The 23,394-nt window shown below is 65.6% G+C and carries 26 protein-coding genes; 13 read left to right on the forward strand and 13 right to left on the reverse strand.

Translation table 11 applies throughout. From position 1 onward, the window contains the following. The first annotated feature begins 77 nt into the window (after positions 1-77). A complete protein-coding gene (locus tag AC1ROX_RS24105) occupies positions 78-980 on the forward strand; it encodes a 2-hydroxyacid dehydrogenase (protein ID WP_493129956.1) in 903 nt (300 codons plus the stop codon). 10 nt (positions 981-990) lie between these two features. Here the strand turns inward: AC1ROX_RS24105 and AC1ROX_RS24110 are convergent, their stop codons facing one another. The 4 genes from AC1ROX_RS24110 to AC1ROX_RS24125 form a co-directional block, all read right to left on the reverse strand. After that, positions 991-2,085, reverse strand: a complete 1,095-nt coding sequence (locus AC1ROX_RS24110; protein WP_493129958.1) for an ABC transporter ATP-binding protein — start codon at positions 2,083-2,085, stop codon at positions 991-993. Between the two features lie 89 nt (positions 2,086-2,174). Then, the gene (locus tag AC1ROX_RS24115; RefSeq protein ID WP_493129960.1) at positions 2,175-3,470 is read right to left on the reverse strand and encodes an extracellular solute-binding protein; all 1,296 of its coding nucleotides are present in this window, start codon (positions 3,468-3,470) and stop codon (positions 2,175-2,177) included. 40 nt (positions 3,471-3,510) lie between these two features. Further along, positions 3,511-4,341: a carbohydrate ABC transporter permease gene (locus AC1ROX_RS24120; RefSeq protein WP_493129962.1), complete on the reverse strand. Its 831-nt coding sequence runs from the start codon at positions 4,339-4,341 to the stop codon at positions 3,511-3,513. A 10-nt stretch (positions 4,342-4,351) separates the two neighbouring features. Continuing rightward, a complete protein-coding gene (locus tag AC1ROX_RS24125) occupies positions 4,352-5,224 on the reverse strand; it encodes a carbohydrate ABC transporter permease (protein WP_493129964.1) in 873 nt (290 codons plus the stop codon). Positions 5,225-5,518: 294 nt separating this feature from the next. On the opposite strand from AC1ROX_RS24125, the gene AC1ROX_RS24130 reads away from it, so the two are divergent. The 4 genes from AC1ROX_RS24130 (at position 5,519) to AC1ROX_RS24145 (ending at position 8,156) form a co-directional block, all read left to right on the forward strand. After that, on the forward strand, positions 5,519-5,899 hold the full coding sequence (locus tag AC1ROX_RS24130) for a hypothetical protein (RefSeq protein WP_493129966.1): 381 nt from the start codon (positions 5,519-5,521) through the stop codon (positions 5,897-5,899). A gap of 22 nt (positions 5,900-5,921) precedes the next feature. Beyond that, complete coding sequence (locus tag AC1ROX_RS24135) at positions 5,922-6,260, forward strand: hypothetical protein (RefSeq protein ID WP_493129968.1); 339 nt, start codon at positions 5,922-5,924, stop codon at positions 6,258-6,260. A 288-nt stretch (positions 6,261-6,548) separates the two neighbouring features. Next, on the forward strand, positions 6,549-7,757 hold the full coding sequence (locus AC1ROX_RS24140) for a molybdopterin-dependent oxidoreductase (protein WP_493129970.1): 1,209 nt from the start codon (positions 6,549-6,551) through the stop codon (positions 7,755-7,757). 3 nt (positions 7,758-7,760) lie between these two features. Next, positions 7,761-8,156: a c-type cytochrome gene (locus tag AC1ROX_RS24145; protein ID WP_493129972.1), complete on the forward strand. Its 396-nt coding sequence runs from the start codon at positions 7,761-7,763 to the stop codon at positions 8,154-8,156. 10 nt (positions 8,157-8,166) lie between these two features. Here AC1ROX_RS24145 and AC1ROX_RS24150 read toward each other — a convergent pair whose 3' ends face one another. Beyond that, positions 8,167-8,619 carry a hypothetical protein gene (locus tag AC1ROX_RS24150; RefSeq protein WP_493129974.1) on the reverse strand — a complete coding sequence of 151 codons (453 nt, stop codon included), beginning with the start codon at positions 8,617-8,619 and terminating at the stop codon, positions 8,167-8,169. A 115-nt stretch (positions 8,620-8,734) separates the two neighbouring features. Between AC1ROX_RS24150 and AC1ROX_RS24155 the strand changes: the two genes are divergently transcribed. From AC1ROX_RS24155 to AC1ROX_RS24170, 4 genes are all read left to right on the forward strand, one after another. Then, positions 8,735-9,970, forward strand: coding sequence for a GTP cyclohydrolase II (locus tag AC1ROX_RS24155; protein ID WP_493129976.1), 1,236 nt, complete (start codon positions 8,735-8,737; stop codon positions 9,968-9,970). Positions 9,971-10,161: 191 nt separating this feature from the next. Then, positions 10,162-11,310 (forward strand): URC4/urg3 family protein, encoded by a 1,149-nt coding sequence (locus AC1ROX_RS24160; RefSeq protein WP_493129978.1) that lies wholly within the window; start codon positions 10,162-10,164, stop codon positions 11,308-11,310. Between the two features lie 37 nt (positions 11,311-11,347). Beyond that, the gene (gene upp, locus AC1ROX_RS24165) at positions 11,348-11,986 is read left to right on the forward strand and encodes a uracil phosphoribosyltransferase (protein ID WP_493129980.1); all 639 of its coding nucleotides are present in this window, start codon (positions 11,348-11,350) and stop codon (positions 11,984-11,986) included. Positions 11,987-12,006: 20 nt separating this feature from the next. Continuing rightward, the gene (locus AC1ROX_RS24170) at positions 12,007-12,402 is read left to right on the forward strand and encodes an MAPEG family protein (RefSeq protein WP_493129982.1); all 396 of its coding nucleotides are present in this window, start codon (positions 12,007-12,009) and stop codon (positions 12,400-12,402) included. A 92-nt stretch (positions 12,403-12,494) separates the two neighbouring features. Here the strand turns inward: AC1ROX_RS24170 and AC1ROX_RS24175 are convergent, their stop codons facing one another. From AC1ROX_RS24175 to AC1ROX_RS24195, 5 genes are all read right to left on the reverse strand, one after another. Next, positions 12,495-12,968 (reverse strand): copper chaperone PCu(A)C, encoded by a 474-nt coding sequence (locus tag AC1ROX_RS24175; protein WP_493129984.1) that lies wholly within the window; start codon positions 12,966-12,968, stop codon positions 12,495-12,497. Positions 12,969-13,001: 33 nt separating this feature from the next. After that, entirely contained in the window at positions 13,002-13,484 is a 483-nt protein-coding gene (locus AC1ROX_RS24180) for a TlpA family protein disulfide reductase (protein ID WP_493129986.1), read from the reverse strand. Next, positions 13,481-14,668, reverse strand: a complete 1,188-nt coding sequence (locus AC1ROX_RS24185; protein WP_493129988.1) for a sialidase family protein — start codon at positions 14,666-14,668, stop codon at positions 13,481-13,483. Before AC1ROX_RS24185 ends, AC1ROX_RS24180 begins: the two co-directional genes overlap by 4 nt. After that, positions 14,668-16,851, reverse strand: coding sequence for a TonB-dependent receptor (locus tag AC1ROX_RS24190; protein WP_493129990.1), 2,184 nt, complete (start codon positions 16,849-16,851; stop codon positions 14,668-14,670). Before AC1ROX_RS24190 ends, AC1ROX_RS24185 begins: the two co-directional genes overlap by 1 nt. A gap of 64 nt (positions 16,852-16,915) precedes the next feature. Then, positions 16,916-17,308: a DUF2946 family protein gene (locus AC1ROX_RS24195; RefSeq protein WP_493129992.1), complete on the reverse strand. Its 393-nt coding sequence runs from the start codon at positions 17,306-17,308 to the stop codon at positions 16,916-16,918. 88 nt (positions 17,309-17,396) lie between these two features. On the opposite strand from AC1ROX_RS24195, the gene AC1ROX_RS24200 reads away from it, so the two are divergent. After that, positions 17,397-17,822, forward strand: a complete 426-nt coding sequence (locus AC1ROX_RS24200; protein WP_493129994.1) for a DoxX family protein — start codon at positions 17,397-17,399, stop codon at positions 17,820-17,822. A gap of 12 nt (positions 17,823-17,834) precedes the next feature. On the opposite strand, the gene AC1ROX_RS24205 is transcribed toward AC1ROX_RS24200, so the two are convergent. The 3 genes from AC1ROX_RS24205 to AC1ROX_RS24215 are packed head-to-tail and all read right to left on the reverse strand — an operon-like array spanning position 17,835 to position 19,520. Continuing rightward, a complete protein-coding gene (locus AC1ROX_RS24205) occupies positions 17,835-18,431 on the reverse strand; it encodes an NUDIX hydrolase (protein ID WP_493129996.1) in 597 nt (198 codons plus the stop codon). Between the two features lies 1 nt (position 18,432). Further along, positions 18,433-19,191 carry a glucose 1-dehydrogenase gene (locus AC1ROX_RS24210; protein WP_493129998.1) on the reverse strand — a complete coding sequence of 253 codons (759 nt, stop codon included), beginning with the start codon at positions 19,189-19,191 and terminating at the stop codon, positions 18,433-18,435. Positions 19,192-19,202: 11 nt separating this feature from the next. After that, positions 19,203-19,520, reverse strand: a complete 318-nt coding sequence (locus tag AC1ROX_RS24215) for a DMT family transporter (RefSeq protein WP_493130000.1) — start codon at positions 19,518-19,520, stop codon at positions 19,203-19,205. A 134-nt stretch (positions 19,521-19,654) separates the two neighbouring features. Here AC1ROX_RS24215 and AC1ROX_RS24220 point away from each other — a divergent pair, with 134 nt between their 5' ends. The 3 genes from AC1ROX_RS24220 to AC1ROX_RS24230 are packed head-to-tail and all read left to right on the forward strand — an operon-like array spanning position 19,655 to position 23,381. Continuing rightward, entirely contained in the window at positions 19,655-21,445 is a 1,791-nt protein-coding gene (locus AC1ROX_RS24220; protein ID WP_493130002.1) for a peptide ABC transporter substrate-binding protein, read from the forward strand. 60 nt (positions 21,446-21,505) lie between these two features. Continuing rightward, positions 21,506-22,468 carry an ABC transporter permease gene (locus AC1ROX_RS24225; RefSeq protein ID WP_493130004.1) on the forward strand — a complete coding sequence of 321 codons (963 nt, stop codon included), beginning with the start codon at positions 21,506-21,508 and terminating at the stop codon, positions 22,466-22,468. After that, complete coding sequence (locus AC1ROX_RS24230; protein WP_493130006.1) at positions 22,434-23,381, forward strand: ABC transporter permease; 948 nt, start codon at positions 22,434-22,436, stop codon at positions 23,379-23,381. Before AC1ROX_RS24225 ends, AC1ROX_RS24230 begins: the two co-directional genes overlap by 35 nt. The last annotated feature ends 13 nt before the right edge of the window (positions 23,382-23,394 follow it).

Consider the following 23,394-nt stretch of genomic DNA (forward strand, 5'->3'; position numbering starts at 1 on the left):
AAAGTCGACGATTCTTCGCGTCATAGCAGACAGTCCTAAATATGCGGACTATCGTCGGGACAAACGGGGGAGAGACCATGCCGAAGACATTATTCATCGATTCGACGCCCGATATCGATCGCGTGTGGAAACAGGTCCACGGCGCATCGGACATCCCGATCACCATCGGCATGGGGCCGGTTCCGGAAGAGGAAGTGTCGGGCAAGGTCGAGGGCTACGACACGGTCATCAACGATGCGACCTACTTCAGCGAGCCGACCCTGAAGCGCTGTACCGGCCTGAAGCACATCGTCTTCCTCGGCACGGGAGCGTCGAGCTTCGTCGACGTCGCGGCGGCCGAGCGGCTCGGCATCAAGGTCTCGACCATCGGCGGTTACGGCGACACCACGGTCGCCGAGCATGCGATGGGGCTGGTCTTCGCCGCGGCCCGCCACATCGCGACCATGCACGGCATCGTGCGCGGTGGCGGCTGGCGGCCGATGCAGGGCATGGAGCTCAAGGGCAAGACCTTGGGCGTGGTCGGGCTGGGCGGCATCGGCCGCGAGATGGCACGCATCGCCCAGGGCATCGGACTGAAGGTGATCGCCTACAATCGCTCAGCCGTTGCGGGCGGAAGCGTGCCGACCGTGACGCTCGACGAGCTGCTGGCGCAGTCCGACATCGTGAGCCTGCACCTCGCCCTGAACGACGCCACGCGTGGCTTTATCGACCGTGCAAAGCTGGAGAAGACCAAGCCCGGCGTCATCATCGTCAACACCGCGCGCGCCGGCGTCGTCGACGAGCCGGTGCTGATCGAGCTGCTGGGCTCGGGCCGGATCGGCCATTACGCGACCGACGTCTTCGGCAAGGAGCCGACACCGCCCGAGGAACCGCTGCTGAAGCTCGACAACGTCACGCTGACCGCGCACGCCGGCTACAACACGCCGGAAGCCGCGATGACGATGTACCGCCGCGCCATCGACCTGGCGGCGAAGGGATAAGCTCGTCGCCTCAGGTAATCGCGATCTCGGTATCGGGATCGAAGAAATGGAAGCGGCCGGGCTGCACGGAGAGGCGGACCTGGTCGCCGGCGACGATCGCCGATTCGGGTGGTACGCGGGCGGCGGTCACGCGCGCGTCGCCGACGCGGGTTTCCAGCAGGATCTCGGAGCCGAGCTGTTCGACCACCTCGACCTTGGCGGCGAAGCTGCGGCTCACCACGCCGTCGCCCAGCAGCAGATGCTCGGGCCGCAAACCCATCACCACGCGCCGGCCGACATAGGCTTCGAGGGCGCGGCTGCTGGGTTCGTTGACGGCAAGCTTCACCGCGGCCGACTGGGCCACGATCGTCTCGCCTTCCCGGGCGATGGTGACGTCGAGGAAGTTCATCGCGGGCGCGCCGATGAAGCCCGCGACGAACTTGTTGACTGGATTGCCATAGACCGCGAGCGGCGTGCCCGCCTGCTGGACACGGCCGTCCTTCATCACCACGACGCGGTCGCCCAAGGTCATCGCCTCGACTTGGTCGTGGGTCACGAAGACCGACGTCGTGGGAAGCTGGGCATGCAGGCGCTTGATCTCGATGCGCATCTGGGCGCGCAGCTTGGCGTCGAGATTGGAGAGCGGCTCGTCGAACAGGAAGACCAGCGGGTTGCGCACGATGCAGCGGCCGAGCGCCACGCGCTGCTGCTGGCCGCCCGAGAGCTGGCGCGGCTTGCGCTTCATCAGCTCGTGCAGGCCGAGGATGCCGGCGGCGCGGTCGATCGCCGCCTTGATCTCGCTCTCCGGCATCTTCTTGTTGCGCAGGCCGAAGGCCAGATTGTCGTAAACGCTCATGTGTTGATAGAGCGCGTAGTTCTGAAACACCATGGCGATGTCGCGGTCGCGCGGCGGGAGGTGGTTGACCACCCGACCGTCGATGCGGATCTCGCCGCCGCTGATGTCCTCGAGGCCTGCGATCATGCGCAAGGTCGTCGACTTGCCGCAGCCCGACGGTCCGACCAGTGCCACGAATTCCTTGTCGGCGATCGTGAGATCGACGTCCTTCACGGCGTGATGCAGCGCCCCGTAATGCTTGTTGAGCTTGTCCAGTACGATCGCTGCCATGATCCCCGCCGACCTTGCTTACGCTGAGCGTGACGACCCCGCCGCACTGAAGCGCGGCGGGGGTATCGATTCAATATCGCTTCAGGCCGTTATTGCGTCGCCGCCTTGGTGACCAGCGGCGCGCTGTCGGTGAGGACCTTGCCGATATCCTCGCGCTTGCCGGTGACGGCCTTGGTCACGGCGTCGTTGAACGCCTTATGCACGGCCGGCCACTGCGGGAAGTAGTAGGCGCCGCGCACCTTGTCGGGCGAATCGAGGGCCGCTTCCTTCAGCAGCTTCATGAACGGATCCTGGGCCGCGATCTTGTCCCAGAACTGCGTGTTGGGCGGCGGCGCGCCGGTCGCCTTCCAGAGTTTCATCTGGCCTTCCTCGTCCATCATCATGGCGCCCAGCATCTGCTTGGCCAGCGCCTTGCGCTCGGGCGAGATCGACTTCGGGATCGCCCAGCCCCAGATATCGTCCCAGGCGAAGTTCTTCTGGCGGTTGGGGCCGAGCGGGAAGCGCGCCGCGGCGACCTTGCCCACGACCTTCGACTTGGCGGCGTCGTTGAAGGTTCCCCACCACAGCGAGTCGGCCACGGTGAAGGCCGCATCGCCCGCCATGAACACCGCGTTGGCCTCGTTGCGGTCGTAGGCCGGCATGCCGCGCGGCGAGATCTTGTGGGTGTTGATGGCATCCCACCAGTATTCGACCGTCTGCTTCATGCAGGGCTCGCCGAGGCCGGACTTCCAGCCGTTCTGCGCCAGCACCTTGTTGTCGCGCTCGTAGAAGGGCATCAGTACGTCGCAATTGTTGCCCCACATCGACCAGAACCAGCTGAACCAGCTGTTGTTCATCGACATGGCACCGACATAGCCGAACTTCACCTTGTTGGCGGCCTGCAGCTTCTTGCTGGCCTCGACGACCTCGGCCAGCGTCTTCGGGACCTCGTTGGGCTGCACCAGGTCGGAGCGATAGAAGAACACGCTGAAGGTCTGGCCCATCGGCACGACCGTGTTCTGGCCCTGCGCATTGCCGAACACGACCTTGTCCATGCCCCACTTCTCGGCAAACTGCAGGCCGGGCACGTCGTCGGTGGGCTCGAGCAGATGGGCCCAGAGCTGACCCCAGTCGTCATTGTGCCAGATGACGTCGTACTGGTCGGAGTTCGAGGTCAGCGACGCCGTCATCTTCTCGACGTAGACGCCGTAGGAGTTCGGCACCTTCACGATCTTGATGCCGTTCTTGGCGCCCCAGGTCTCGAACATGGCGATCGAGGCGTCCTGGATCGGGCTCGGCTGGTAGCCGATGCGCAGTTCCTTGACGGCCTGGGCGTTGGCGCCGCCTGCGACGAGCAGTCCGGCAGCGGCTGCGATTGCAGCCAGGGTCCTTCGTCTTACGCTCATCTCGTTTCCTCCTAGGGTGGTCGTCGTTTTTGTCTTGTTGTTAGATCCGAAGGCCCCGGATCACATATTTCTGGCCGAACAGGGCCAGCAGGAAGGCGGGCACCAGCGCCATGACCGCGGTCGCGGCCATGAGATTCCAGCGCAGCCCCATCTCGGTGACGAACTGGGCCATCACGACGGTGATCACCGGCACCTTGTTGCCGGTCAGGATCAGCGCGAACAGGAACTCGTTCCAGGTGAACAGCCAGCACAGCACGGCGAGCGCGGAGATCGCCGGGATGGCCGAGGGCAGCGCCACGCGCACGAAGGCGCCCCAGCGCGTGCAGCCGTCGATCAGTGCGGCATGCTCCATCGACGGATCGATGCCGTCGAAGAAGCCCTTCATCAGCCAGGAGAAGAAGCAGATGTGGACGGCGATGTGCGGCAGCAGCAGGCCGAGATAGGTGTCGTAGAGGCCCCAGCTCTGGGCCACGAAGTAGAGCGGCAGGACCCAGGAGATGTAGGGCACGCAACGGAACACGTAGATCGTGCCGAACCAGGTCGACGCCGCCGGCCCCTTGAAGCGCGACAGCATGTAGCCGCTCGACACGGTGACGAGCAGCGAGAAGATCGTCGCCAGGGTCGAGATGATCGCCGAGTTGATGAAGGCGTGGATCAGCCGGTCGTCCTGCAGCACCTCGGCGAAGCTCGCGAGCGTGAACTCGGTGCCGCGATGGACGTAGTAGACGCCCGACTCCGGCCGCAGCGACGTCAGGATCAGCCACAGGACCGGGAAGGCGAACGCGAAGCAGATGCCGAACAGCGCCAACCCGAACAGCAGGCGGCGGACGCCCGTCGGCAGGCCGGAGAACATCAGGGATCTGCGGACCATCGCCATCGGATTAGGCCTTCGTGACGCGGTCGACGATGCGGTAGAGACCGATGCCGACCACGAGGATGATGAGACCGCCGACGATCGCCGCGGCCGAGCCGCGACCGAGGTCGAGGTTCAGGAAGGCGAGCACGTAGGCGTAGAGGCTGAACAGCTCGGTCGAGCGGCCGGGGCCGCCGCCGGTCAGGGTCCACACGATGTCGAAGGTGCGGAACGCGTCGATGGCACGGATCACCACGCAGACGACGATCACCGGCTGCAGCATCGGCAGGGTGAGATGGGTGAACACGCGCCAGGTCGAGGTGCCGTCGATCTCGGCCGCCTCGAAGGGCTCCTTGGGCAGGCTCTGAAGGCCGGCCAGCAGGAGGAGCGTGAACCATGGCGTCCACAGCCAGATGTCGGTCAGGACGATGATGGCGAAGGCGCTCCAGCGCTCGACCAGCCACGGCTGGCCTTCGAGGCCCAGCCCTTCGAGCACCGCATTCACGACCCCGAACTGGTCGTTGAACATCCAGCGCATCATGATGGCCGCGATCACCGGCGCCACCATCAGCGGCACCATCAGCACGGTCTGCACGATCTTCTGGCCGCGGAACGGCCGGTTCAGGAGGAGGGCGAGACCCAGCCCGAGGGCCAGCGCGCCCGCCACGCTCAGCACCATGAAGATGAAGGTGTTGGGCAGCACGACTTCGAGGAAGGCCGGGTCGGTGATGACCGACTTGTAGTGATCGAGCCCGACCCAGGTCTTCTTGGGATTATACAGCGCCCAGTCGCGGAAACTCGCATTGGCGCCGATCACGATCGGCACGACCTGGAAGAGGCCGAGCAAAAGCACGGCAGGCGTAATCAGCAGCAGCATGAAGCGCTGCTGTTCGCCGAACATGGGTCGTCGCGCTGGCGTCACCCGCCATCCTCCCCTGTATCTCTTCTTGTGCCGGCGCTTGTTTCACGCCGTTTCACACTCTGTGAGTCGCGGCGGCAACTTGCGTTTGAAATGCCGCGACGGGATGAACGCTAGCATTCCGCTCGTGGAGCGGGAAGGTGGATCGTTAAGCGGTTGCACCTCAGCGGATCGCACCAGCCGAGGAAGATATCGCTTCTGGCCGGCTTTTCAGGCAATGTCGGGTAGTATGACGAACGAGATACGCACTTCCATCTTGCACGATGGAGACGCAAGTTGAAGTACGTCGCCTACATCCTGATCTTCGCTGTCGTGACGGTGGGGACACGCATCGGGATTCACCACTGGCTTCCGCGGTTTGATGATGGGGCAGCCTGGTCCATTGGGATTTTTCTGGCGGCCATGATCTGCCCTTACATGGCGAGTCATCGCCGTGACCCGAAGCCACCGGTCGATGAAAAGCCCGCCCGTCAGTTTCAGTACACGTCCTCATACGATGGCGGAGTCATTGTTGGAGGCGGTGCGATGGCTGCCAGTGCCGGATTACCGGGTCTGGCTACATCTTCGGGCGCTTCTGGCGGAGGTTCCTCGGGCCATTCTTCCTGCGGGCATGCGGGCGACGGTGTTGGCGATTGTGGAGCCGGCGGTGGCCATTGATCTGCGGTCGCCGTAGCGAGCAATGATGCGCAGAATCATAATCCCCTTTGGGCTTGTTCAACTGGTACTGATCGCCGTGACGGCCATCACGGCGCGAGTCGTGGTCTACTGCATGAATCCTCTGGCAAAAGACGGCCAGGCTTGGACTGGCTGTATCTTTGCCGGAGTGATCGTCGGTTCCATCCTGGCGAAGGGTATCGCAAACGTCTGGCCGGAAACGGAGTCAGACGGCACGACCACGGATCGGAGAGGCTTCTGGGGAGGTTTCTCGATCGAGATCTCCGCTGATAGCGGCGGTGATGCCGACGGTGGGGGAGGTGATGGGGGCGGCGGCGATGGCGGCGGGGGAGGAGGGGAGTGATCCGCGCGCTGGAGCGACGGCCATAGGCGTCGGCATCCTTCATCACGGGGCGGCCAGCCGGCCCCGCGATCCTGCGGTGAGAGGGCCGGTCATCGGCACGGTGGGGCCGAACGCCAGTGAATTGCAGACAATTTTTGGCTGAATTCTTGTAACGAAGCGACGCTAGCATTCCGACGAGGAAGCGGGAAGCTGCATCATCGTGGCGATGATGCGCGACAGGAAGGCATTGGCTCGCCGCACCCTGTTATGCGCAATGTACCCGCCGTCGAGAGTAAAGGTGCGTAAGAGATGACGGAAACGAAGCGGCGATCCTTTTTGGGACGGGCGGCCGCCAGTGGCCTCATGGTCGTTTCCGGCTCGGCCTGGGGCCAGGCGGTGGTCGACCTGCCGTTCGCGCCGGCCGAGCGGGCGATCACGACGGCCTTCCCGCAGAAGGGGCCGATGATCCTGCAGCGGACCCGGCCGCCGCTGCTGGAGACGCCGTTCGAGGTCTTCGACCGCGGGGTGTTCACGCCCAACGACGCCTTCTATGTACGCTGGCACTGGGCGGTGATTCCGACCGAGATCGACGTCGGCAGCTTCCGGCTCGCCGTCGGCGGTCATGTCGACAAGGAATTGTCGCTCAGCTTGAAGGAAATCGTCGACGGGCTGCCGCGGGTCGAGTTGGCGGCCGTCAACCAGTGTTCGGGCAATTCGCGCGGCTTCACCGATCCCCGGGTTCCCGGCGCGCAATGGGCCAACGGCGCGATGGGCAATGCCAAGTGGATGGGCGTGCGGCTGAAGGACGTGCTCGACCGGGCCGGCGTGAAGGCCGGTGCGACGGCGGTCCGCTTCGCCGGCCTCGACGATCCGGTGGTGGCCGAGGCGCCGAAGTTCATGAAGTCGCTGGCGCTCGATCACGCGCATGATGGCGAGGTGATGATCGCCTACGCCATGAACGGCGAGCAGCTTCCGTTGCTGAACGGTTTCCCGCTGCGCCTCGTGGTGCCCGGCTGGTACTCGACCTACTGGGTGAAGATGCTGTCCCGCATCGAGGTGCTGGCCGAACCCGACGAGAATTACTGGACCAAGAGCGCCTACCTCGTCCCGGACACGCCGGGCGCCGACATGAAGCCGGGCCAGACGGGCCTCGCCATGGTGCCGATCACCCGCATGGTGCCGCGCTCGTTCGTCACCAATATCAAGGACGGCGCGGCTCTGAAGGCGGGCGAGAAGACCATGATCCGCGGCATCGCCTTCGGCGGCGACGCGGGCGTGAAGACGGTCGAGCTTTCGGCGGACGGCGGCAAGAGCTGGCTGCCGACGGTGCTGGGCGCCGATGAGGGCAAATACAGCTTCCGGCAATGGCAGGCCGAGGTGACGCCCGCGGTGGGCGACCTCGCGCTGATGGTCCGCTGCACCAGCGACGCCGGGCTCGTGCAGCCCGCGGCCAACAACTGGAACCCGAGCGGCTTCATGCACAACCGCATCGAGACCGTGCATGTGAAGGCGGCCTGAGCGATGGCGATCAATGGTTCTACGCTGGGGTTCGCCGTCGCCGCGATCGCCGGGCTGACCTTGGCTTTCATCGGCCATCCCGCGGTCCAGCTTCCGGCGCCGCGGGTTGCCTCACCGGGGACCGCCTCTGCCGCCACGACAGGCTTCGTGCTGAAGTCGGTGTCGCTGCAGTTGCCTCCGAGCGACGTCATCTTTCCGGGAGGCGCCAAGGCGGAAACGATGAACGGCAACTGCCTGGTCTGCCATTCGGCCGGCATGGTGCTGACCCAGCCCGACCTGCCGAAGGCGGCATGGGCCGGCATCGTCGACAAGATGATCCACACCTACAAGGCGCCGATCGACGATCGTGAGCGGGGAGAGATCGTCGACTATCTCGCGACCTTGAAAGTCGCGCAGTAGGCCGGACGCTCTACTCGATCTTCACGTCCATGCTGTAGTTCGCGTTGCCGCGCGTGCTACCGATCGCGATGATGTAGGTGCCTTTGCGCGGAAGTCGGCCCGTCCAGCGCGTTGCGTCCTCGCCGGGCCCGCCGCTGCGCAACGCCTTGCCGGTGAACGTCAGTGCGCCGTCGCCGTCGCGGCCGATCGTGGTGTCGGGCTCATAAATCTGGAAGAACGCATTGCCGCCGGGCGTCGTCATCGAGACGGTCATGAACTGACCCGCGTCGCCCACCAGCGAATAGAGATTGTATTCGCCGCGCTGCACGTGGCCGCCCACGGTCCCGCTCCTGGCGCCCGCGGAAAAATAGATTGGTCTCGGCACGGGAAGAGGGTCGGCCGCCGACAGTCCGGCCGGCGCGGCGACCCAGGCGAGGGCCAGGACGGCGAGAAGCGAGAAAACGGACAGGGCAGATTTCATCATGTCGCGTGAAGGGTCTCCCGACCGACCGCAAGACGCAAGGGCGCAGCGTCTTCCTTTGGTCATCCGGCGGCTGTACACTTCCTCGCTTTCCCGCTCCCAGAGGACCGGAAAGCACATGGCGCACATCAGATTGAATACTCATCCCAGCCAGGGCGGCCAGCCGGCCCCTCCGGTGGTCTGGGGCGCGCGCGACCCTGCGGTGAGGGGGCCGGTGGTCGGTACGGTCGGCCTCACCTCGCACCGCAACGTCATCGGCGTCCATTCCGGCAGCTACGGCATCTATCGCGCGCTGGCGATCGCGGCGCAGGAGCTGAAAGCCGATCACCGGCCCGACCTCACCAACACCTCGCCGGCCGAGCGCATCGGGCCGTTCGAGGGCTGGTTCGATCCGAAGAAGATCGTGTCGCTCGATCCGTGGGGCCACCTGGTCTCCGAGGTCTTCGCCGACAAGCTGGCGGCGGGCTGGGACATCCGCCCGACCATCGCCGTCACCAAGGCGCATGTGAACATGCCGGAGATCATGGAGGCCCTGGCGGCCGGCCGGCTGAAGCCCGACAACGACATATTGAGCGGCTCGGGCGACGTGAAGGTGACCAAGGCGGCCATCGAGCCGGTCTGGTGGCTGCCCGGCATCGCCGAGCGTTTCGGCGTCAAGGAAGTCGACTTGCGCCGCACGCTCTTCGAGCAGACCGGCGGCATGTACACCGAGCTGGTGACGCGGCCCGACCTCGAACTGTTCCTTCCGCCGATCGGCGGCGCCACGATCTATTTCTTCGGCGACGTGTCGAAGCTCGGCCGCCCCGAGACGAAAATCGCCTGCCGCCTCCACGACGAATGTAACGGCTCCGACGTGTTCGGCTCCGACATCTGCACCTGCCGGCCCTATCTCGCGCACGGCATCGAGATCTGCATCGACATGGCGCAGAAGGGCGGCGTCGGCGTCGTCATCTACAATCGCAAGGAAGGCCGCGCGCTGGGCGAGGTGACGAAGTTCCTCGTCTACAACGCACGCAAGCGCCAGCCCGGCGGTGATTCGGCGGCGCAATACTTCAACCGCACAGAATGTGTGGCAGGCGTGCAGGACATGCGCTTCCAGGAGCTGATGCCCGACATCTTCCATTGGCTCGGCATCAACCGCATCGACCGCTTCGCCTCGATGAGCAACATGAAGTCCGACGCGCTGCGCGAGCAGGGCATCGAGATCGTCGAGCAGGTGCCGATCCCCGAGCACCTGATCCCGGCCGATGCGCTGGTCGAGATGGATGCCAAGAAGGCCGCAGGCTATTTCAGTGCGACCAAGCCCGGTTCGAACGAGCTGGCGCGGGCCAAGGGACGAGGTCTCGATGAGTGATTCAACGGAGCGCGCCACTGCGGGCGGGGTCTTCCCCCGCCCTGAAGTGGCGCTCAAGCGCATGATGCGCCACTGGAGTGTCGCGCTCCAATGAGGCGTTCTTTCGTTCCAAATCACTTTTCTTGTCATCCTGAGCGCAGCGAAGGATCCTTCGCTGCGCTCAGGATGACACCGGTATATGGGCGCATGTCTTGAGAAACGATCTCGCTTACCTCCGCACCCCCGTCGCGATCCGCGAGCGGGCGGCGAAGGTTCTGAAGTATGTCGTGGACGGGCAGTCGCAGTGGTTCCAGCTCGATGCCAACGGGCTGGAAGCGGCGGTGCAGGCGACGCTGGCCGTCGCGCGCGAGCGGTTTCCCAATCCGGCGGCGATCCCGTTCCATTCGCGCTGGCGGCATTTCGAATCGGGCGGCCGCGACCGATGGAGCGCGCTGGCCGAGCGGTTGACGCATCTGCCGGCCGAGGAGATCGCGCGCCGTCGCATGGACCTCGCGGTCGTGTCCGTCCTGCTCGACGCCGGCGCCGGCGCGGCCTGGAGCTATCGCGAGCCGGGCACGGGCGAGACTTATGCGCGCTCCGAGGGGCTGGGCGTCGCCAGCCTGCACATGTTCGCCAACGGCGCGTTCAGCCGCGATGCCAAGGGCGATCCGTTGCGGGTCGATGCCGAGCGCCTGGCGCAGCTCACGCCGATGGACATCGCCATGGGCTTCCAGGTGAAGGCGCACAACCCGTTGCTGGGCCTGGAAGGCCGCGCCGAGCTGCTGCGCAAGCTGGGGAGCGTTGGGCTGGAACGGCCGGGTGCGCTGTTCGACATCGTGGCCACCGGCCGCGAGGTGAAGGCCGAAGCCATCCTGGCCGCCGTGCTCGACAAGCTTTCGCCGATCTGGCCGTCGCCGCGCGGCGACGTGTGGGAGCATCCGGTGATCGGGCTCGTCCCGTTCCACAAGCTCTCGCAGTGGATGAGTTATTCGCTGGTCGAGCCGATTGAGGGCGCCGGCCGCAAGGTTGCGGCGCTCGATGCGCTGACCGGCCTGCCGGAGTATCGCAACGGCGGCCTGCTGGTCGATGCCGGTGCGCTCAGGCCCAAGCAGAGCGTTCTGCTGGAGAAGAGCTTTGCCCCGGGCGACGAGGCGATCGTCGAATGGCGGGCGCTCACCGTGGCGCTGCTCGACCAGATCGCCGAGCATGTCCGCCTGCATTTGGGTATGGATGCACAGCGCCTGCCGCTGGTGAAGGTGCTGGAGGCCGGCACATGGTTTGCGGGTCGCCGGCTGGCCGCTGAGCGCCGTCCCGGCGGCGGCCCGCCCATCACCGTCGAGAGCGACGGCACGGTGTTCTGAAACGCGGTGTTCTGAAGTTTTTGGGGAGAAGAAGACGATGTCATTGCCGCACTCGATCCATGTCGTGTCGCATCCGCTGGTGCAGCACAAGCTCACCAAGCTGCGCGACAAGGCGACGTCGAGCACGAATTTCCGCCGCCTGCTGCGCGAGATCGGGCTGCTGCTGGGCTACGACGCCACGCGCGACCTGCCGATGATGCAGGCGCGCATCGAGACGCCGATCGAGGCGATGGAGGCGCCGCTGCTCGACGGCAAGAAGCTGGTGGTGGTGCCGATCCTGCGCGCCGGCCTCGGGCTGGCCGAGGGCGTCATCGACCTCGTGCCGCTGGCGAGGGTCGGCCATGTCGGCCTCTACCGCGACCCGCGGACGCTGCAGGCGGTCGAGTATTACCTGAAGATCCCGCAGGACATTTCCGACCGCGACGTCATCGTCTGCGACCCGATGCTGGCGACAGCCCATTCGGCCATCGCCGCGGTCGACCGGCTGAAGGAGTCCGGCGCCAAGCGGATCAAGTTCATCTGCGTGCTGGGTTCGGAGCAGGGGGCGCGGACCTTCGCCGAGGTCCATCCCGACGTGCCGGTCTTCGCGGCAGCGATCGATGCAAAACTCAACGATCACGGGTATATTGTTCCCGGGCTCGGCGATGCGGGGGACCGTCTCTTCGGGACCAAATAACAACGATGGGAGAAACGCCGATGTCCGCGGACCTGACGTACCTCTTCTTCTCCGTGATCCTGACGTTCGTCCAGATGCTGGTGGCGGCCACGGGCTCCAACCAGGCGCTCGGCCTGCCGACGCTGGCCGGTAACCGCGAGGGCCTGCCCGAGATCACCGGCTGGGCCGGACGGGCCAAGCGCGCCCATCTCAACATGATCGAGAATATGGTGCTGTTCTCGGCGCTGGTGCTGATCGTCGCCGTGGCCGGCAAGGCCAACGCCATGACCGCGATGGGCGCGATGATCTTCTTCTGGGGCCGCGTCGCCTATGCCGCGATCTACGTCGCCGGCATCGCCTGGCTGCGGACGCTGGCGTGGTTCGTGTCGGTCATCGGCATGGTGCTGATTGCGATCGAACTGCTGAAGGTAATGTAAGCCTGTCAATGGAGCGCGCCACTCCAGTGGCGCTCAAGCGTCTTGGATCAGCAAGACATGAGCGCAACTGGAGTTGCGCGCTCCAATGAGGGTTAATTCTTCCCGTGCCCTTGCGGCATGGCGCCCATGGCCTGGGCGGTGAGCTGGACGTCGACGCTGCCGGCTTTCTCGAAGACCAGGGTCAGCGGCACCTTGGCGTCCTTGGCGATCGGCGCCTTCAGTTCCATGAACATGATGTGGTAGCCGCCGGGCTTCAGCGCGACGGTGGCGCCCGGCGCGATCTCGAGGCCGTTCGTGAGTTCGCGCATGCGCATCACGCTGCCGTCCATCTGGACGTCGTGGATCTCGACCTTGTCCGAGGCGTTGCTGCGCGCGGAGACCAGCCGGTCGGCCGTCGTGCCCTTGTTGGTGATGGTCAGGAAGCCGCCGCCGGTGCGCGCTGACGGCGGCGTGGCGCGCGTCCACGGCGTGGTGATCTCGAGCGACCCGATCTTGTAGTCCTGGGCCATGGCGGGCATCGCGAGGAGGGAGACGGCGGCGGTGAGGATGAGGCGGCGGCACAACATGGAACGGACTCCTGGTTAATGAATTCGGGCAGCTCAGCGCTTCTTCTGCGCGTCGAGCCAGGCGCGGACCTCGGCGAGATCGGCCACGCCCGTGAGGACGGTCTCCTTGCCGTCACGGTCGATCAGCAGGGTGCGCGGCAGCTCGCCAGCCCAGGCCGGATCGATCTCGTAACGCAGCCGCTCGTTGAAACGGTCGGCGAAGGCCCAGTTCTCGGCCTTGCCGAGATCGGCCCGCGCCAGCATGTCCGACACACGCGCGGGATCCTGCGGCACCGGATCGGCGGCCACCATCACGAGACGCATGTCGGGCCGCTCGGCGCGCAGCTTGCCCCATTCCGGCATCTCGACGAGGCAGGGCGCGCAGGTGAGCCCCCAGAAATGCACGACGGTCGGCTGGCCGTCATGGGCGGCGCGCAGCTTGGACCAGCTGCCACGGCCGAAGGACTGCAGGTCGGCGGACTGTGCACCGGCCGAGGCCAGTACCAGCACGAAGGCGAGGAAGAACGCGCGGATCATGGCTGGTCCTCGAGGGGAATCAGGCGATAGCCGTCGGCCTTGGTGAGCCACGACAGATAGGCGCGGCCGGCATTGGCGACGAGCAGGGGATGATCGGAGGCGTCCTCGGTGTCGGCGACGGTGCGCGGATCGCTCCAGGTGCGGCCGCTATCGTGGCTCACCTGCCAGCGCACGGTCGACTTGGTGCCGTCGAACTCCTTCCACACGAGATGGAGCGCGCTGCCGTTGGCCAGAAGATACGGCCGCGCCGGCTGGCGCCGGGGCGTCGACAGCGCGCGCGGCGCGCCGAACGGCGTGTCGCCATTGTCGGCGCGGGCATAGAACAGGCCCTGGCGCGCCGAGCCGTCGGTGAACCAGGCGACGTGATAGGAGCCGTCCGGCAGGATCGCGATGCTGGGCCCGTGATGCGGGCAGGCCTCGATCTTCCACTCGTCGGCGCTGACGCGGCGCACGGGGCCGGGCGTCTTCTCGTCCTTGAAGGTGACGACGCCATGGTCGCGGACCGAGCCGGGGAAGATGTTGCGGAACACCACGGCGGGCTTGCCGGGACCGGCGAAGGCGACGCCGAGGCGGCAGCATTCGCAGGTATTGTCGAGGGCGATGCTGGTCGGGCCGAAGCCCGCCTCGCCATCCTCCCAGGCATAGGCGAGCGCCGCGCCGGGATAGGGCTTCCCGGCGGCGCGCGCCTTGGCGACGTTGCGCTTGTCGAGCCAGGCCGCGAACACGCGACCCGTCGAGGGATCGACCGCGGCCGTCTCGAAGCGCTGGCTGGTCGTGTCGGCGGTGATCGGCCGCGGCTTGCTGAAGGTCGCGCCGTTGTCCTTGGAGCGCGAGTAGAAGGCCCGGCCGTTGAAGTTGCGGTCCTGGAAGATCGCGAAGGTGACGACCAGCTCGCCCTTCGGTGTGACGACAATGCGGGCCCGCGCGTCGGGACCCCAGTCGAGGTTCGTCGGTTCGGGCGTCACGGCGACCGGCTCGGAGAAGGTCTTGCCGAGATCGGTCGAGCGCACGACCACGATCTTGTCGGCCATGGCGCGGACGAGCCACAGCGTGCCGTCGGGTCCGAAGGCCGGGGTGGCCGTGAAGGCTTCCGGCGCCGCGGCCGATGGCTTGCCGTGCTGATGCTGTGCGCCAGCAGTGCCGGCGAACAGCAGGACGGCGAAGAAGGCGAGAAAAGCGCGCATCAGAATTTCACCCTCAGGCCGGCGATGGCAGTCAGCGGCATGCCGAGCTGCGGTATGGCGGACGGGCTGACCGTCGAGCCCTCGAACGAGGTCAGCGTATAGCCCTGCGCCAGGTACTGGACGTTGGTCAGGTTCTGGATACTGCCATAGATGTCGACGTCCTTCACCGGCGACCAGCGGAAGCCGAGATCGATCAGGGTCGCCCCGTCGTTCAGCTGGGTGTGGTTGGTGTCGTTCCAGTATTGCGGGAACGATTTCATCGACGCGGTCAGGACGAGGTTCTCGATCGGCCGCCATTCGACGCCGGCCGTGAACATGTAGCTCGGCACCTGGCCGAGCTGCACGCCGGTGCGCACCAGGGTCGGGTTGGTCGAGCTGGTGAGATAGGCCGTGGTGCTGGTGAAGCCGCCGGTCAGCCTGAGCTGCTCGAACGGCTGCCAGGTGGCGATCAGCTCGATGCCCTGGAAGGTGGCGTTGCCGACATTCTGGTACTGGCGCACCGTCGTGAAGGACGGGCTGAGGCCGGCCGCGCTGACATAGGGCGCGGCGCAGGCCGGGTTGGTGTTGCAGACCGTGATGAAGTCGATAAAGTTGTTCAGGTTGTTGTTGAAGTAGGTGCCCGAGAGGGTGAAGGACTTCCATTCGAAGTCGAAGCCCAGCTCCTGGCCGAAGTTGGTCATCGGCTGGAGATTGGGATTGATCGTCGTATAGCCCGTGCCACTGGCGAACACGCGATACATCTGGTTCATGCCCGGCGCCGAGAAGTTGCGGTAGATGGCGCCGCGCAGGGTCAGCTCGTCGCTGGCGTAGAACTTGAAGCCGACCCGCGGATCGAAGCTCGCCGCGCTGGCATTGGGCACGACGTTCAGGGTGCTGGAGTTCGTCGTCAGCACGCTGGCGTTCATCGCCTGCCAGAAGTCGCCGCGCACGCCCACCGTGATGTCGATCGGGATGCCGGTGAAGCGATAGGTGCCCTGGCCAAACACGCCCTGGAAGCGGTGCTCGCCATTCACGACGAAGGTCGTGGGGTTGGCCGATACGCTGGCATAGAGGCTGTTGTAGTCGGTGACCAGCGTGCGGCGCGCATCGACGCCGATCTTGACGTCGCGCAAGGGGCCGAAATTGGCCTCGTAGAAGACCGAACCGCCGATGTCGGAGTTGGGCGCGGCCTCGATCTGGCTGACGAACTGGTTGGTCGCGTTGATGTTGTTCAGCGTGTAGCTGCCGCTGCCGACATTGATGGTGCCGAACGAGCCGCCGCTCACCCAGCCGCTGAAGTTCAGCGAGTGGTTCTCGTCGAACTTGTAGCTGCCGCCGGCCAGCAGGCGATAGGTCGACCAGTTGTTGTGGGCGTAGGTCCAGACAAGCCCGTCCTCGTAGGTCTGGTTCCAGTAGGCCTTGGCGAAGAGCTTGAGGTTCTCGTTGGGCGTCAGGAACACGCTGGCGGCGATATTGTCGGCCTTGGACGCCGTCGGCACCAGGTTGGCGTTGCGGTACTGCGCCGGCGTCAGGTTGTAGCCCGAGCTCTGCGCATGATTGTAGCTCAGCCCCGCTTTGACCTTGTCGCTGACGACGTAACTGGCGGCCGCTTCGCCGGTCGAGGTGTTGTAGCTGCCATAGCTGACGTCGGCCGAGGCGCCCGTCTTCTCGGGCTGGCGGGTGATGATGTTGATCACGCCGCCCATCGCCATGTTGCCCCACAGGCTGGTGGCGCCGCCGCCGCGGATGACCTCGATGCGCTCGACCGAGTTCTTGGGGATGGTGCTCCAGTTCATCGTCCGGAAGTAGGGATCGTTGACCGGCACGCCGTCGACCATGATCAGCGTGTTGATCGTGGTGCTGGTCCCGAAGCCCCGGATGTTGACCGGCTGCGCGGTCGGATGGAGCTGGCCGGTCGGGATGTTGGGCAGCCAGACGCCGGGGATGCGATTCACGAGCTGGTCGACGCCGGTCTCGGGCATCGCCTCGATCTGCTGACGCGTCATCACAGTGGTACTGACGTCGAGCTTGTCGAGATCGGAACCACGGCCGGCGCTGACGGTGACCGGCGCCAGCACGACGGGCTGCTGGCTGGTGGCCGGTGCGGGATCCCCGGCTGGCGGCGCGCCTTGCGCGCGGGCAAGCATCGGGATCAGCCCGAGGGCTGTGAAAGCGGTGGCCGTGGCCACGCGAACGGACAACATGAAAATCTCCCCACGAATGACAAAAGAACGCGACGCACGGCAGGGCGCGTCGCGGGTTCAGGCGTCAGACGTGGGAGGGCGGACCGCGCGGTCGGTGGGGCCCGTCGCGAATGCCGACGGGGGCCAGGGCTTCGTCGTTGGCCGCAAAGACGATCGTCTCGGCAACGGGTTCGACGAGCAGGAAAGCGGTGGTAGAGGGTTCGCCCAGCACCGGCGCATGCGCCAGGCCCAGGCAGCATTCGTGGATCTTGCCCGCCTGCTGGCCGGGCGCCTGCGAACCGTCCTCGTCGGCGGCGGGCAGGCAGAAGACGCCCCAGGTCTTGGCGGCGGCCTCGGGCCCGCCGTCGCGCATCAGGACGGCGTGGGCCAGCGGCTGGAAGAAGTTGAGCGTGATCGCAAACAACGCCACGGCGAAAGCCGCCGCGCGCCAGCCCTGGTCGGGTCGTTTGCGAACCATGGCCGAATTACGCACGAAAGCGAACGCAGTGGAAGAGGGCAGCTTGTCGCCTTATGGTCCCGCCGCATTTTCTCGGGGGAGAAAGCCTATGGGTCGAAACGACATGCCGCGCGCCATCGCGGCTTTCCTGGACAGCGGCATCGGCTGGTTCCTGGCGCGGCTGGTGCTGACCTTCGTCTTCTGGAGCGCCGGCCTCGCGCACATGATCGAGTTCCAGCACAGCGTCGCCGAACTGAAGGGGCTGGGCCTCGAACCGGCAGGCCCTCTCAACGTCCTGCTGGTCGCGACCTTGCTGATCGGCTCGCTGCTGATCCTGTTCGATCGCTGGCTATGGCTGGGCTGCGGCATCCTGAGCGGTTTCCTCGTGGTTGCCATCGTGCTTGCGCACCCGTTCTGGACGATGGTCGAACCTGCCCGCACGCCGCACTTCCATGTCGCCATGGAGCATATTTCGATGATCGGCGGCTTCATGGTGCTGGCCCTCGCGGGCCGCATGCGCGATTTACGGCGGTAAGGCGACCGTCGGCTAGTCCAGCAGCGCCGCCAGCCGCTTGTCTTTCGTCTTTCGCGCGAAGCTGTGCAGCAGCCACAGCGCACCGCCCTGGAAGCCGTGGAAGGTGCGGCTTCCGTCGCGCATCTCTTCCAGGAAGGTCGCAAACGGCACTTCGTGCGTGACGATGTCTTCGCCGTCGTCCGGTTTCGGTTGGGCAACCTTGCGCGCATCGAGGGCGACGAAGCAGTGCACGCGGTTGCTGAGGCGAGGGGCATTGGCGAAGAAAGCGCCGAGCGGGTGCCATTCGTCGCTGGCGAAGCCGGTCTCCTCCAGCAGCTCGCGCTTGATCTGGTCGATCGGTTGCCCTGGCCCGTCGTGGATGCCGCTCGGCAGCTCGATCACGGCCTGCTTCGCGCCGTGCCGATATTCCTCGACCAGGACGATGTTGCCATCGTGGGTGATCGCGACGGCGGTGACCCAGTCGGGCTGCTCGATGACATGGAAGGGCGTGAGCACGCGGCCGTTGGGCAGTTCGACCGTGTCGGAGCGCAGCGCCAGCCAGCGGTCGCGGTAATTGTACTTCGACTCCAGCACCTTCCACGGTGCGATGGTCTTCCTTTCTTCCGCCACGTCAGACCGCCGTCCAGCCGCCGTCGACCACCAGCTCGGCGCCGGTGACGTAGGAAGACTCGTCCGACGCCAGGAAGAGGATGGCATTGGCCACCTCGTCGACCTCGCCGGCACGGCCGAGCGGCACGCCCTTCAGGGTCTTGGCGCGCTGCACCGGATCGGCGGTGCGGCCCGAGGTGCGCATCGGCGGCATCAGGCCCGGATGCACCGAGTTCACGCGGATGCCTTCCTTGCCGTGCTGCGCGGCGGCGGCCTTGGTGATCAGCCGGACCGCGCCCTTGGAGGCGTTGTAGCCGACATGGATATAGGGTTGGCCGACGATGCCCGAGATCGACGACAGGTTGATCACCGAGCCCGGTCCGCCGGTCTTGCGGATGGCGGCGATGCCATACTTCATGCCGAGGAAGACGCCGGTCGAGTTGATGTCCATCAACTTGTGCCACAGCGCGGTGTCGTAAAGATCCTCGGCGGCCGAGCCCGAGATGCCGGCATTGTTCACCAGCACATTCAGGCCGCCATGGGCGGCCACCGTCTTGTCGATCGCGGCCTGCCATTCGGATTCATTTGTTACATCGAGATGCACGTAGCTCGCCGTGCCGCCGGCCTTCTTGATCTCCGCGACGACAGCCTCGCCCTCCTTGTCGAGCATGTCGGCCACGACGACGGCCTTGGCGCCCTCGCGGGCGAAAAGACGCGCGGTGGCTGCACCCATCCCGCTCGCGGCACCGGTCACCAGCGCCACCTTGTCTTTCATTCTCATGGCGATCTCCCTTAAGCGAGCTTGAGGCCGACGATGCCGGCCACGATGAGCGCGATCGAGACGATGCGGATCGTCGACGCGGTGTCGCCGAAAGCCAGGATGCCGACGGTGAAGGCACCGACCGCGCCGATGCCGGTCCAGATCGCGTAGGCGGTGCCCATGGGGATGGTTCGTTGTGCCCACATAAGCAGCGCACCGCTCACGATGATGGCAACGGCGGCGAAGATCAGCCATCCCGGCCGGATTCCCTCGTCCGTCCAGCCAAGTTTGAGGCCGACAGGCCAGCCGATCTCACAGAGTCCGGCCAGAAATAGAGAAATCCAAGCCATCCGGTGTCTCCCCCACGGCAAGTGCTATCATTGACGGCAAGGTTACAGCCTGTAACGATTGAGGATTGCACGCATCTTGCAGCATAGCGAGGGCGGCACATGGGAAGAGCCTCTAGGATGTTGGGAGCATTGAGATGAAAGAACGTGAACTGCGTGGCCTGATCGGGAAGGTAAAGGCCGGCAAGCTTTCGCGACGTGGTTTCGTGCAGGCGATGATGGCGGTGGGCATCGGCGCACCGGCGGCGGGCCAGATTCTGATGCATTCTGGTGTGGCGATGGCGCAGCCCGCCTCGACCTACAAGCCGACCAAGCGTGGCGGCGGCGGCCCGCTGAAGCTGCTGTGGTGGCAGGGTCCGACGCTCCTCAATCCGCATTTCGCGGTCGGCACCAAGGACCAGGACGGTTCGCGCCTGTTCTACGAGCCGCTGGCGGCGTGGGACGGCGAGGGCAACCTCAAGCCCAAGCTCGCGGCCGAGATTCCGACCAAGGAGAATGGCGGCCTTTCCGCCGACGGCATGTCGGTGACCTGGAAGCTCAAGCAGGGTGTCACCTGGCACGACGGCAAGCCGTTCACGGCCGACGACGTCGTCTTCAACTGGGAATACGCCAAGGATCCGGCGACGGCGGCCTACACGATCGCCTCCTACCAGGACGTGACGGTCGAGAAGACCGACCAGTACACCGTGGTCGTGAAGTTCAAGAAGGCGACGCCGTTCTGGGCCGATGCCTTCGTCGGCACGCGCGGCATGCTGATCCCGAAGCACCTGTTCGCCGACTTCATCGGCGCCAAGTCGCGCGACGCCCCCACCAACCTGAAGCCGGTCGGTACCGGCCCCTACATGTTCAAGGACTTCAAGCCGGGCGATCTGGTGACGGGCGTTGCCAACCCGAACTATCACCAGGCCAACAAGCCGTTCTTCGACTCGGTCGAGATGAAGGGCGGCGGCGACGCCGTCTCGGCGGCGCGCGCGGTGCTGCAGACCGGCGAATTCGACTTCGCCTGGAACCTGCAGGTCGAGGACGAAATCCTCCTGCGCCTGGAAAAGGGCGGCAAGGGCAAGGTCTCGATCACGCCGGGCGGCAATATCGAATTCTTCCTGATGAATACGACCGATCCGTGGACGGAAGTCGACGGCGAGCGGTCGAGCCTGAAGACCAAGCATCCGACGCTCAGCGACCCGGAAGTGCGCAAGGCGATCGCGCTGCTGGTCGACAACAAGTCGATCCAGGACCACATCTACGGCCGCACCGGCCCGGCGACGCGCAACTACCTCTACGGTCCGGCGCGCTTCAATTCCAAGAACAACCCGATCGAGTTCAACGTCGACAAGGCCAACGACATCCTCGAGAAGGCCGGCTGGAAGAAGGGCTCGGACGGCATCCGCGCCAAGGACGGCAAGAAACTCAAGTACGTCTACCAGACCTCGATCAACCAGCCGCGCCAGAAGACGCAGGCCATCATCAAGCAGGCGGCCCAGAAGGCCGGCATCGACATCGAGCTGAAGTCGGTGACGGCGTCGGTCTACTTCTCGTCCGACGTGGCCAATCCGGACACCTACACGAAGTTCTACACCGACCTCGAGATGTACACGACGACCATGGGCCAGCCGGATCCGGCGACGCACTTGCTCCAGTTCGCCTCGTGGGAGGCGGCGACCAAGGAGAACAAGTGGCAGGGCCGCAACATCACGCGCTGGCAGAGCCCGGAAGCCGACAAGCTTCTGAAGGACGCAGAGGTGGAGCTCGATCCCGTCAAGCGGGCCGCCATGTTCATCAAGGTCAATGATCTGGCCGTGCAGAACAACATCGTGATGGGCATCGTGGAGCGGCCCACGGTCTCGGCGCAGGCCTCGAAGCTCAACTGCCAGATCAGCGGCTGGGACAACAATACCTCGGACCTCAGCGACTGGTTCAAGGACGCCTAGCTCCCAAAACGCCCTCCCCGCGACGCGCGGGGAGGGCTTTCTTATTTGCAGGTCCATCGCGTGAGCAGGCAGTACGTAATCCGGAAGCTCCTGATCATGATCCCGAGTCTGCTCGGGATCAGCATCGTGCTCTTCGCCCTCCTGGCCATGGCGCCCGGAGATCCCTTCGACGAGTTGGCGACCAACCCGGCGGTTCCGCCCGAGGTGCGCGCCGCGCTGCGCGCCAAGTTCGGTCTCGATGACCCGATCTGGATGCGCTACTGGCACTGGTTGATCGCCCTGCTGCAAGGCGACTGGGGCTTCTCCTTCGTCAGCCGCATGGACGTGAGCACGCTGATCCTGCAGCGCCTGCCCGTGACGTTGATCGTCATCGGCGCGTCGCAGATCCTGGCCATCGCGATCGCCATCCCGGTCGGCGTGCTGGCGGCGACCAAGCCCTATTCGCTGTTCGACCAGGTCGCCAACACCTTCGCCTTCATCGGCTTCTCGCTGCCGACCTTCTTCACGGGCCTCGTGCTGATCCTGATCTTCTCGATCCAGCTCGACTGGCTGCCCTTCGTCTACCGCGCCGACATCAATGCGACGGGCTGGCAGTTCTACTGGGAGCACATCAAGCAGTCGATCATGCCGGTGACGGTGCTCGGCCTCTTCCAGGGCGCGGCGCTGGTGCGCTTCGTGCGCTCCTCGGTGCTCGATGTCATCCGCCTCGACTACGTCACCACGGCGCGGTCCAAGGGCATCGGCGAGCGCAAGGTCATCACCCGGCACGTGGTGCGCACCGCGCTGATCCCGGTCGTGACCCTGGTCGCGCTGCAGATGCCCATCGTCTTCAGCGGCGCGGTGGTCACCGAGCAGATCTTCCGCGTCCCCGGGATCGGCTCGCTGCTGATCACGTCGATGCTCTCCAACGACACGCCCGTCGTCATGGGCGTCACCTTCGTCTCGGCCTGCCTGGTCGTCATCTTCAACCTCATTGCAGATATCCTTTATGGCTGGCTCGACCCCCGCATCGCTTTCCGCTAGCGCGCCCGTCGCGGCCCCCGCCGCACGCAAGGCGCAGCGCTTCTCGCCCTGGCACGAGGCCTGGCGCCGCTTCCGGCGGCACAAGATGGCCCTGTTCTCGGCCTTTGCGCTGTTCCTGATCGTGTTCGGCGTGCTGGCCGGGCCGCTCCTCTGGCCGGTGGCGATCAACGAGATCGACTTCGCCGCCAAGCTGCAGGGGCCCTCCTGGGCCCATCCGCTGGGCACCGACGATCTCGGCCAGGATCTGCTCGCGCGCCTGATCTACGGCGGCCGCATCTCGATCGCGGTCGGTGTCGCGGCGATGGTCGTCGCCATCTTCTTCGGCCTGCTTGTCGGCTCCATCGCCGGCATGTCGAGCGGCCGGGTCGATGCCGCGCTGATGTGGGTCACCGACCTCTTCCTCTCGCTGCCGCAGCTGCCGCTGCTGCTGCTGGTCATCTACCTGTTCCGCGAGCCCGTGAAGGGCGTGCTGGGCGTCGAGGGCGGTGCCTTCGTGCTGATCGTGGCGGTCATCGGCGGGACGCGCTGGATGTCGGCGGCGCGGCTGGTCAGGGCGCAGTTCCTGTCCTTGCGCGAAAAGGAATTCGTCGAGGCGGCCCGGGCGCTGGGCGCCTCGCGGCTGCGCCAGGTGATGCAGCACATCCTGCCCAACGCGCTGGGGCCCGTGATCGTGGTCGCGACCATCGACATCGCCGCCGCCATCATCGCGGAATCGACGCTGTCCTTCCTCGGCCTGGGCTTTCCGTCCGACGTGCCGACCTGGGGCAGCGTGCTGCGGGACGCCAAGGACTATCTCGACATCGCGCCGCATTGGGCGCTGTTTCCCGGTTCGCTGATCTTCATCACCGTGCTGGCGATCAACTTCATCGGCGACGGACTGCGCGACGCGCTCGATCCGCGGCGTGTTCTCTAGGACTGGTGTAGCG

The sequence above is a fragment of the Reyranella sp. GW821-FHT14A01 genome (assembly GCF_058803965.1).

Bases quoted from the DNA above. Each gene is read 5' to 3' on its own strand.
- AC1ROX_RS24180 (WP_493129986.1), bottom strand. From the start codon at position 13,484: ATGATCCGCGCGTTCTTCCTCGCCTTCGTGCTGGTACTGGCCTCGGCC.
- AC1ROX_RS24120 (WP_493129962.1), bottom strand. From the start codon at position 4,341: ATGGTCCGCAGATCCCTGATGTTCTCCGGCCTGCCGACGGGCGTCCGC.
- AC1ROX_RS24175 (WP_493129984.1), bottom strand. From the start codon at position 12,968: ATGTTGTGCCGCCGCCTCATCCTCACCGCCGCCGTCTCCCTCCTCGCG.
- AC1ROX_RS24135 (WP_493129968.1), top strand. From the start codon at position 5,922: ATGATGCGCAGAATCATAATCCCCTTTGGGCTTGTTCAACTGGTACTG.
- AC1ROX_RS24110 (WP_493129958.1), bottom strand. From the start codon at position 2,085: ATGGCAGCGATCGTACTGGACAAGCTCAACAAGCATTACGGGGCGCTG.
- AC1ROX_RS24210 (WP_493129998.1), bottom strand. From the start codon at position 19,191: ATGAGAATGAAAGACAAGGTGGCGCTGGTGACCGGTGCCGCGAGCGGG.
- AC1ROX_RS24150 (WP_493129974.1), bottom strand. From the start codon at position 8,619: ATGATGAAATCTGCCCTGTCCGTTTTCTCGCTTCTCGCCGTCCTGGCC.
- AC1ROX_RS24200 (WP_493129994.1), top strand. From the start codon at position 17,397: ATGGGTCGAAACGACATGCCGCGCGCCATCGCGGCTTTCCTGGACAGC.
- upp (WP_493129980.1), top strand. From the start codon at position 11,348: ATGTCATTGCCGCACTCGATCCATGTCGTGTCGCATCCGCTGGTGCAG.
- AC1ROX_RS24215 (WP_493130000.1), bottom strand. From the start codon at position 19,520: ATGGCTTGGATTTCTCTATTTCTGGCCGGACTCTGTGAGATCGGCTGG.
- AC1ROX_RS24145 (WP_493129972.1), top strand. From the start codon at position 7,761: ATGGCGATCAATGGTTCTACGCTGGGGTTCGCCGTCGCCGCGATCGCC.
- AC1ROX_RS24115 (WP_493129960.1), bottom strand. From the start codon at position 3,470: ATGAGCGTAAGACGAAGGACCCTGGCTGCAATCGCAGCCGCTGCCGGA.
- AC1ROX_RS24190 (WP_493129990.1), bottom strand. From the start codon at position 16,851: ATGTTGTCCGTTCGCGTGGCCACGGCCACCGCTTTCACAGCCCTCGGG.
- AC1ROX_RS24230 (WP_493130006.1), top strand. From the start codon at position 22,434: ATGGCTGGCTCGACCCCCGCATCGCTTTCCGCTAGCGCGCCCGTCGCG.
- AC1ROX_RS24155 (WP_493129976.1), top strand. From the start codon at position 8,735: ATGGCGCACATCAGATTGAATACTCATCCCAGCCAGGGCGGCCAGCCG.
- AC1ROX_RS24125 (WP_493129964.1), bottom strand. From the start codon at position 5,224: ATGTTCGGCGAACAGCAGCGCTTCATGCTGCTGCTGATTACGCCTGCC.
- AC1ROX_RS24140 (WP_493129970.1), top strand. From the start codon at position 6,549: ATGACGGAAACGAAGCGGCGATCCTTTTTGGGACGGGCGGCCGCCAGT.
- AC1ROX_RS24105 (WP_493129956.1), top strand. From the start codon at position 78: ATGCCGAAGACATTATTCATCGATTCGACGCCCGATATCGATCGCGTG.
- AC1ROX_RS24185 (WP_493129988.1), bottom strand. From the start codon at position 14,668: ATGCGCGCTTTTCTCGCCTTCTTCGCCGTCCTGCTGTTCGCCGGCACT.
- AC1ROX_RS24170 (WP_493129982.1), top strand. From the start codon at position 12,007: ATGTCCGCGGACCTGACGTACCTCTTCTTCTCCGTGATCCTGACGTTC.
- AC1ROX_RS24195 (WP_493129992.1), bottom strand. From the start codon at position 17,308: ATGGTTCGCAAACGACCCGACCAGGGCTGGCGCGCGGCGGCTTTCGCC.
- AC1ROX_RS24220 (WP_493130002.1), top strand. From the start codon at position 19,655: ATGAAAGAACGTGAACTGCGTGGCCTGATCGGGAAGGTAAAGGCCGGC.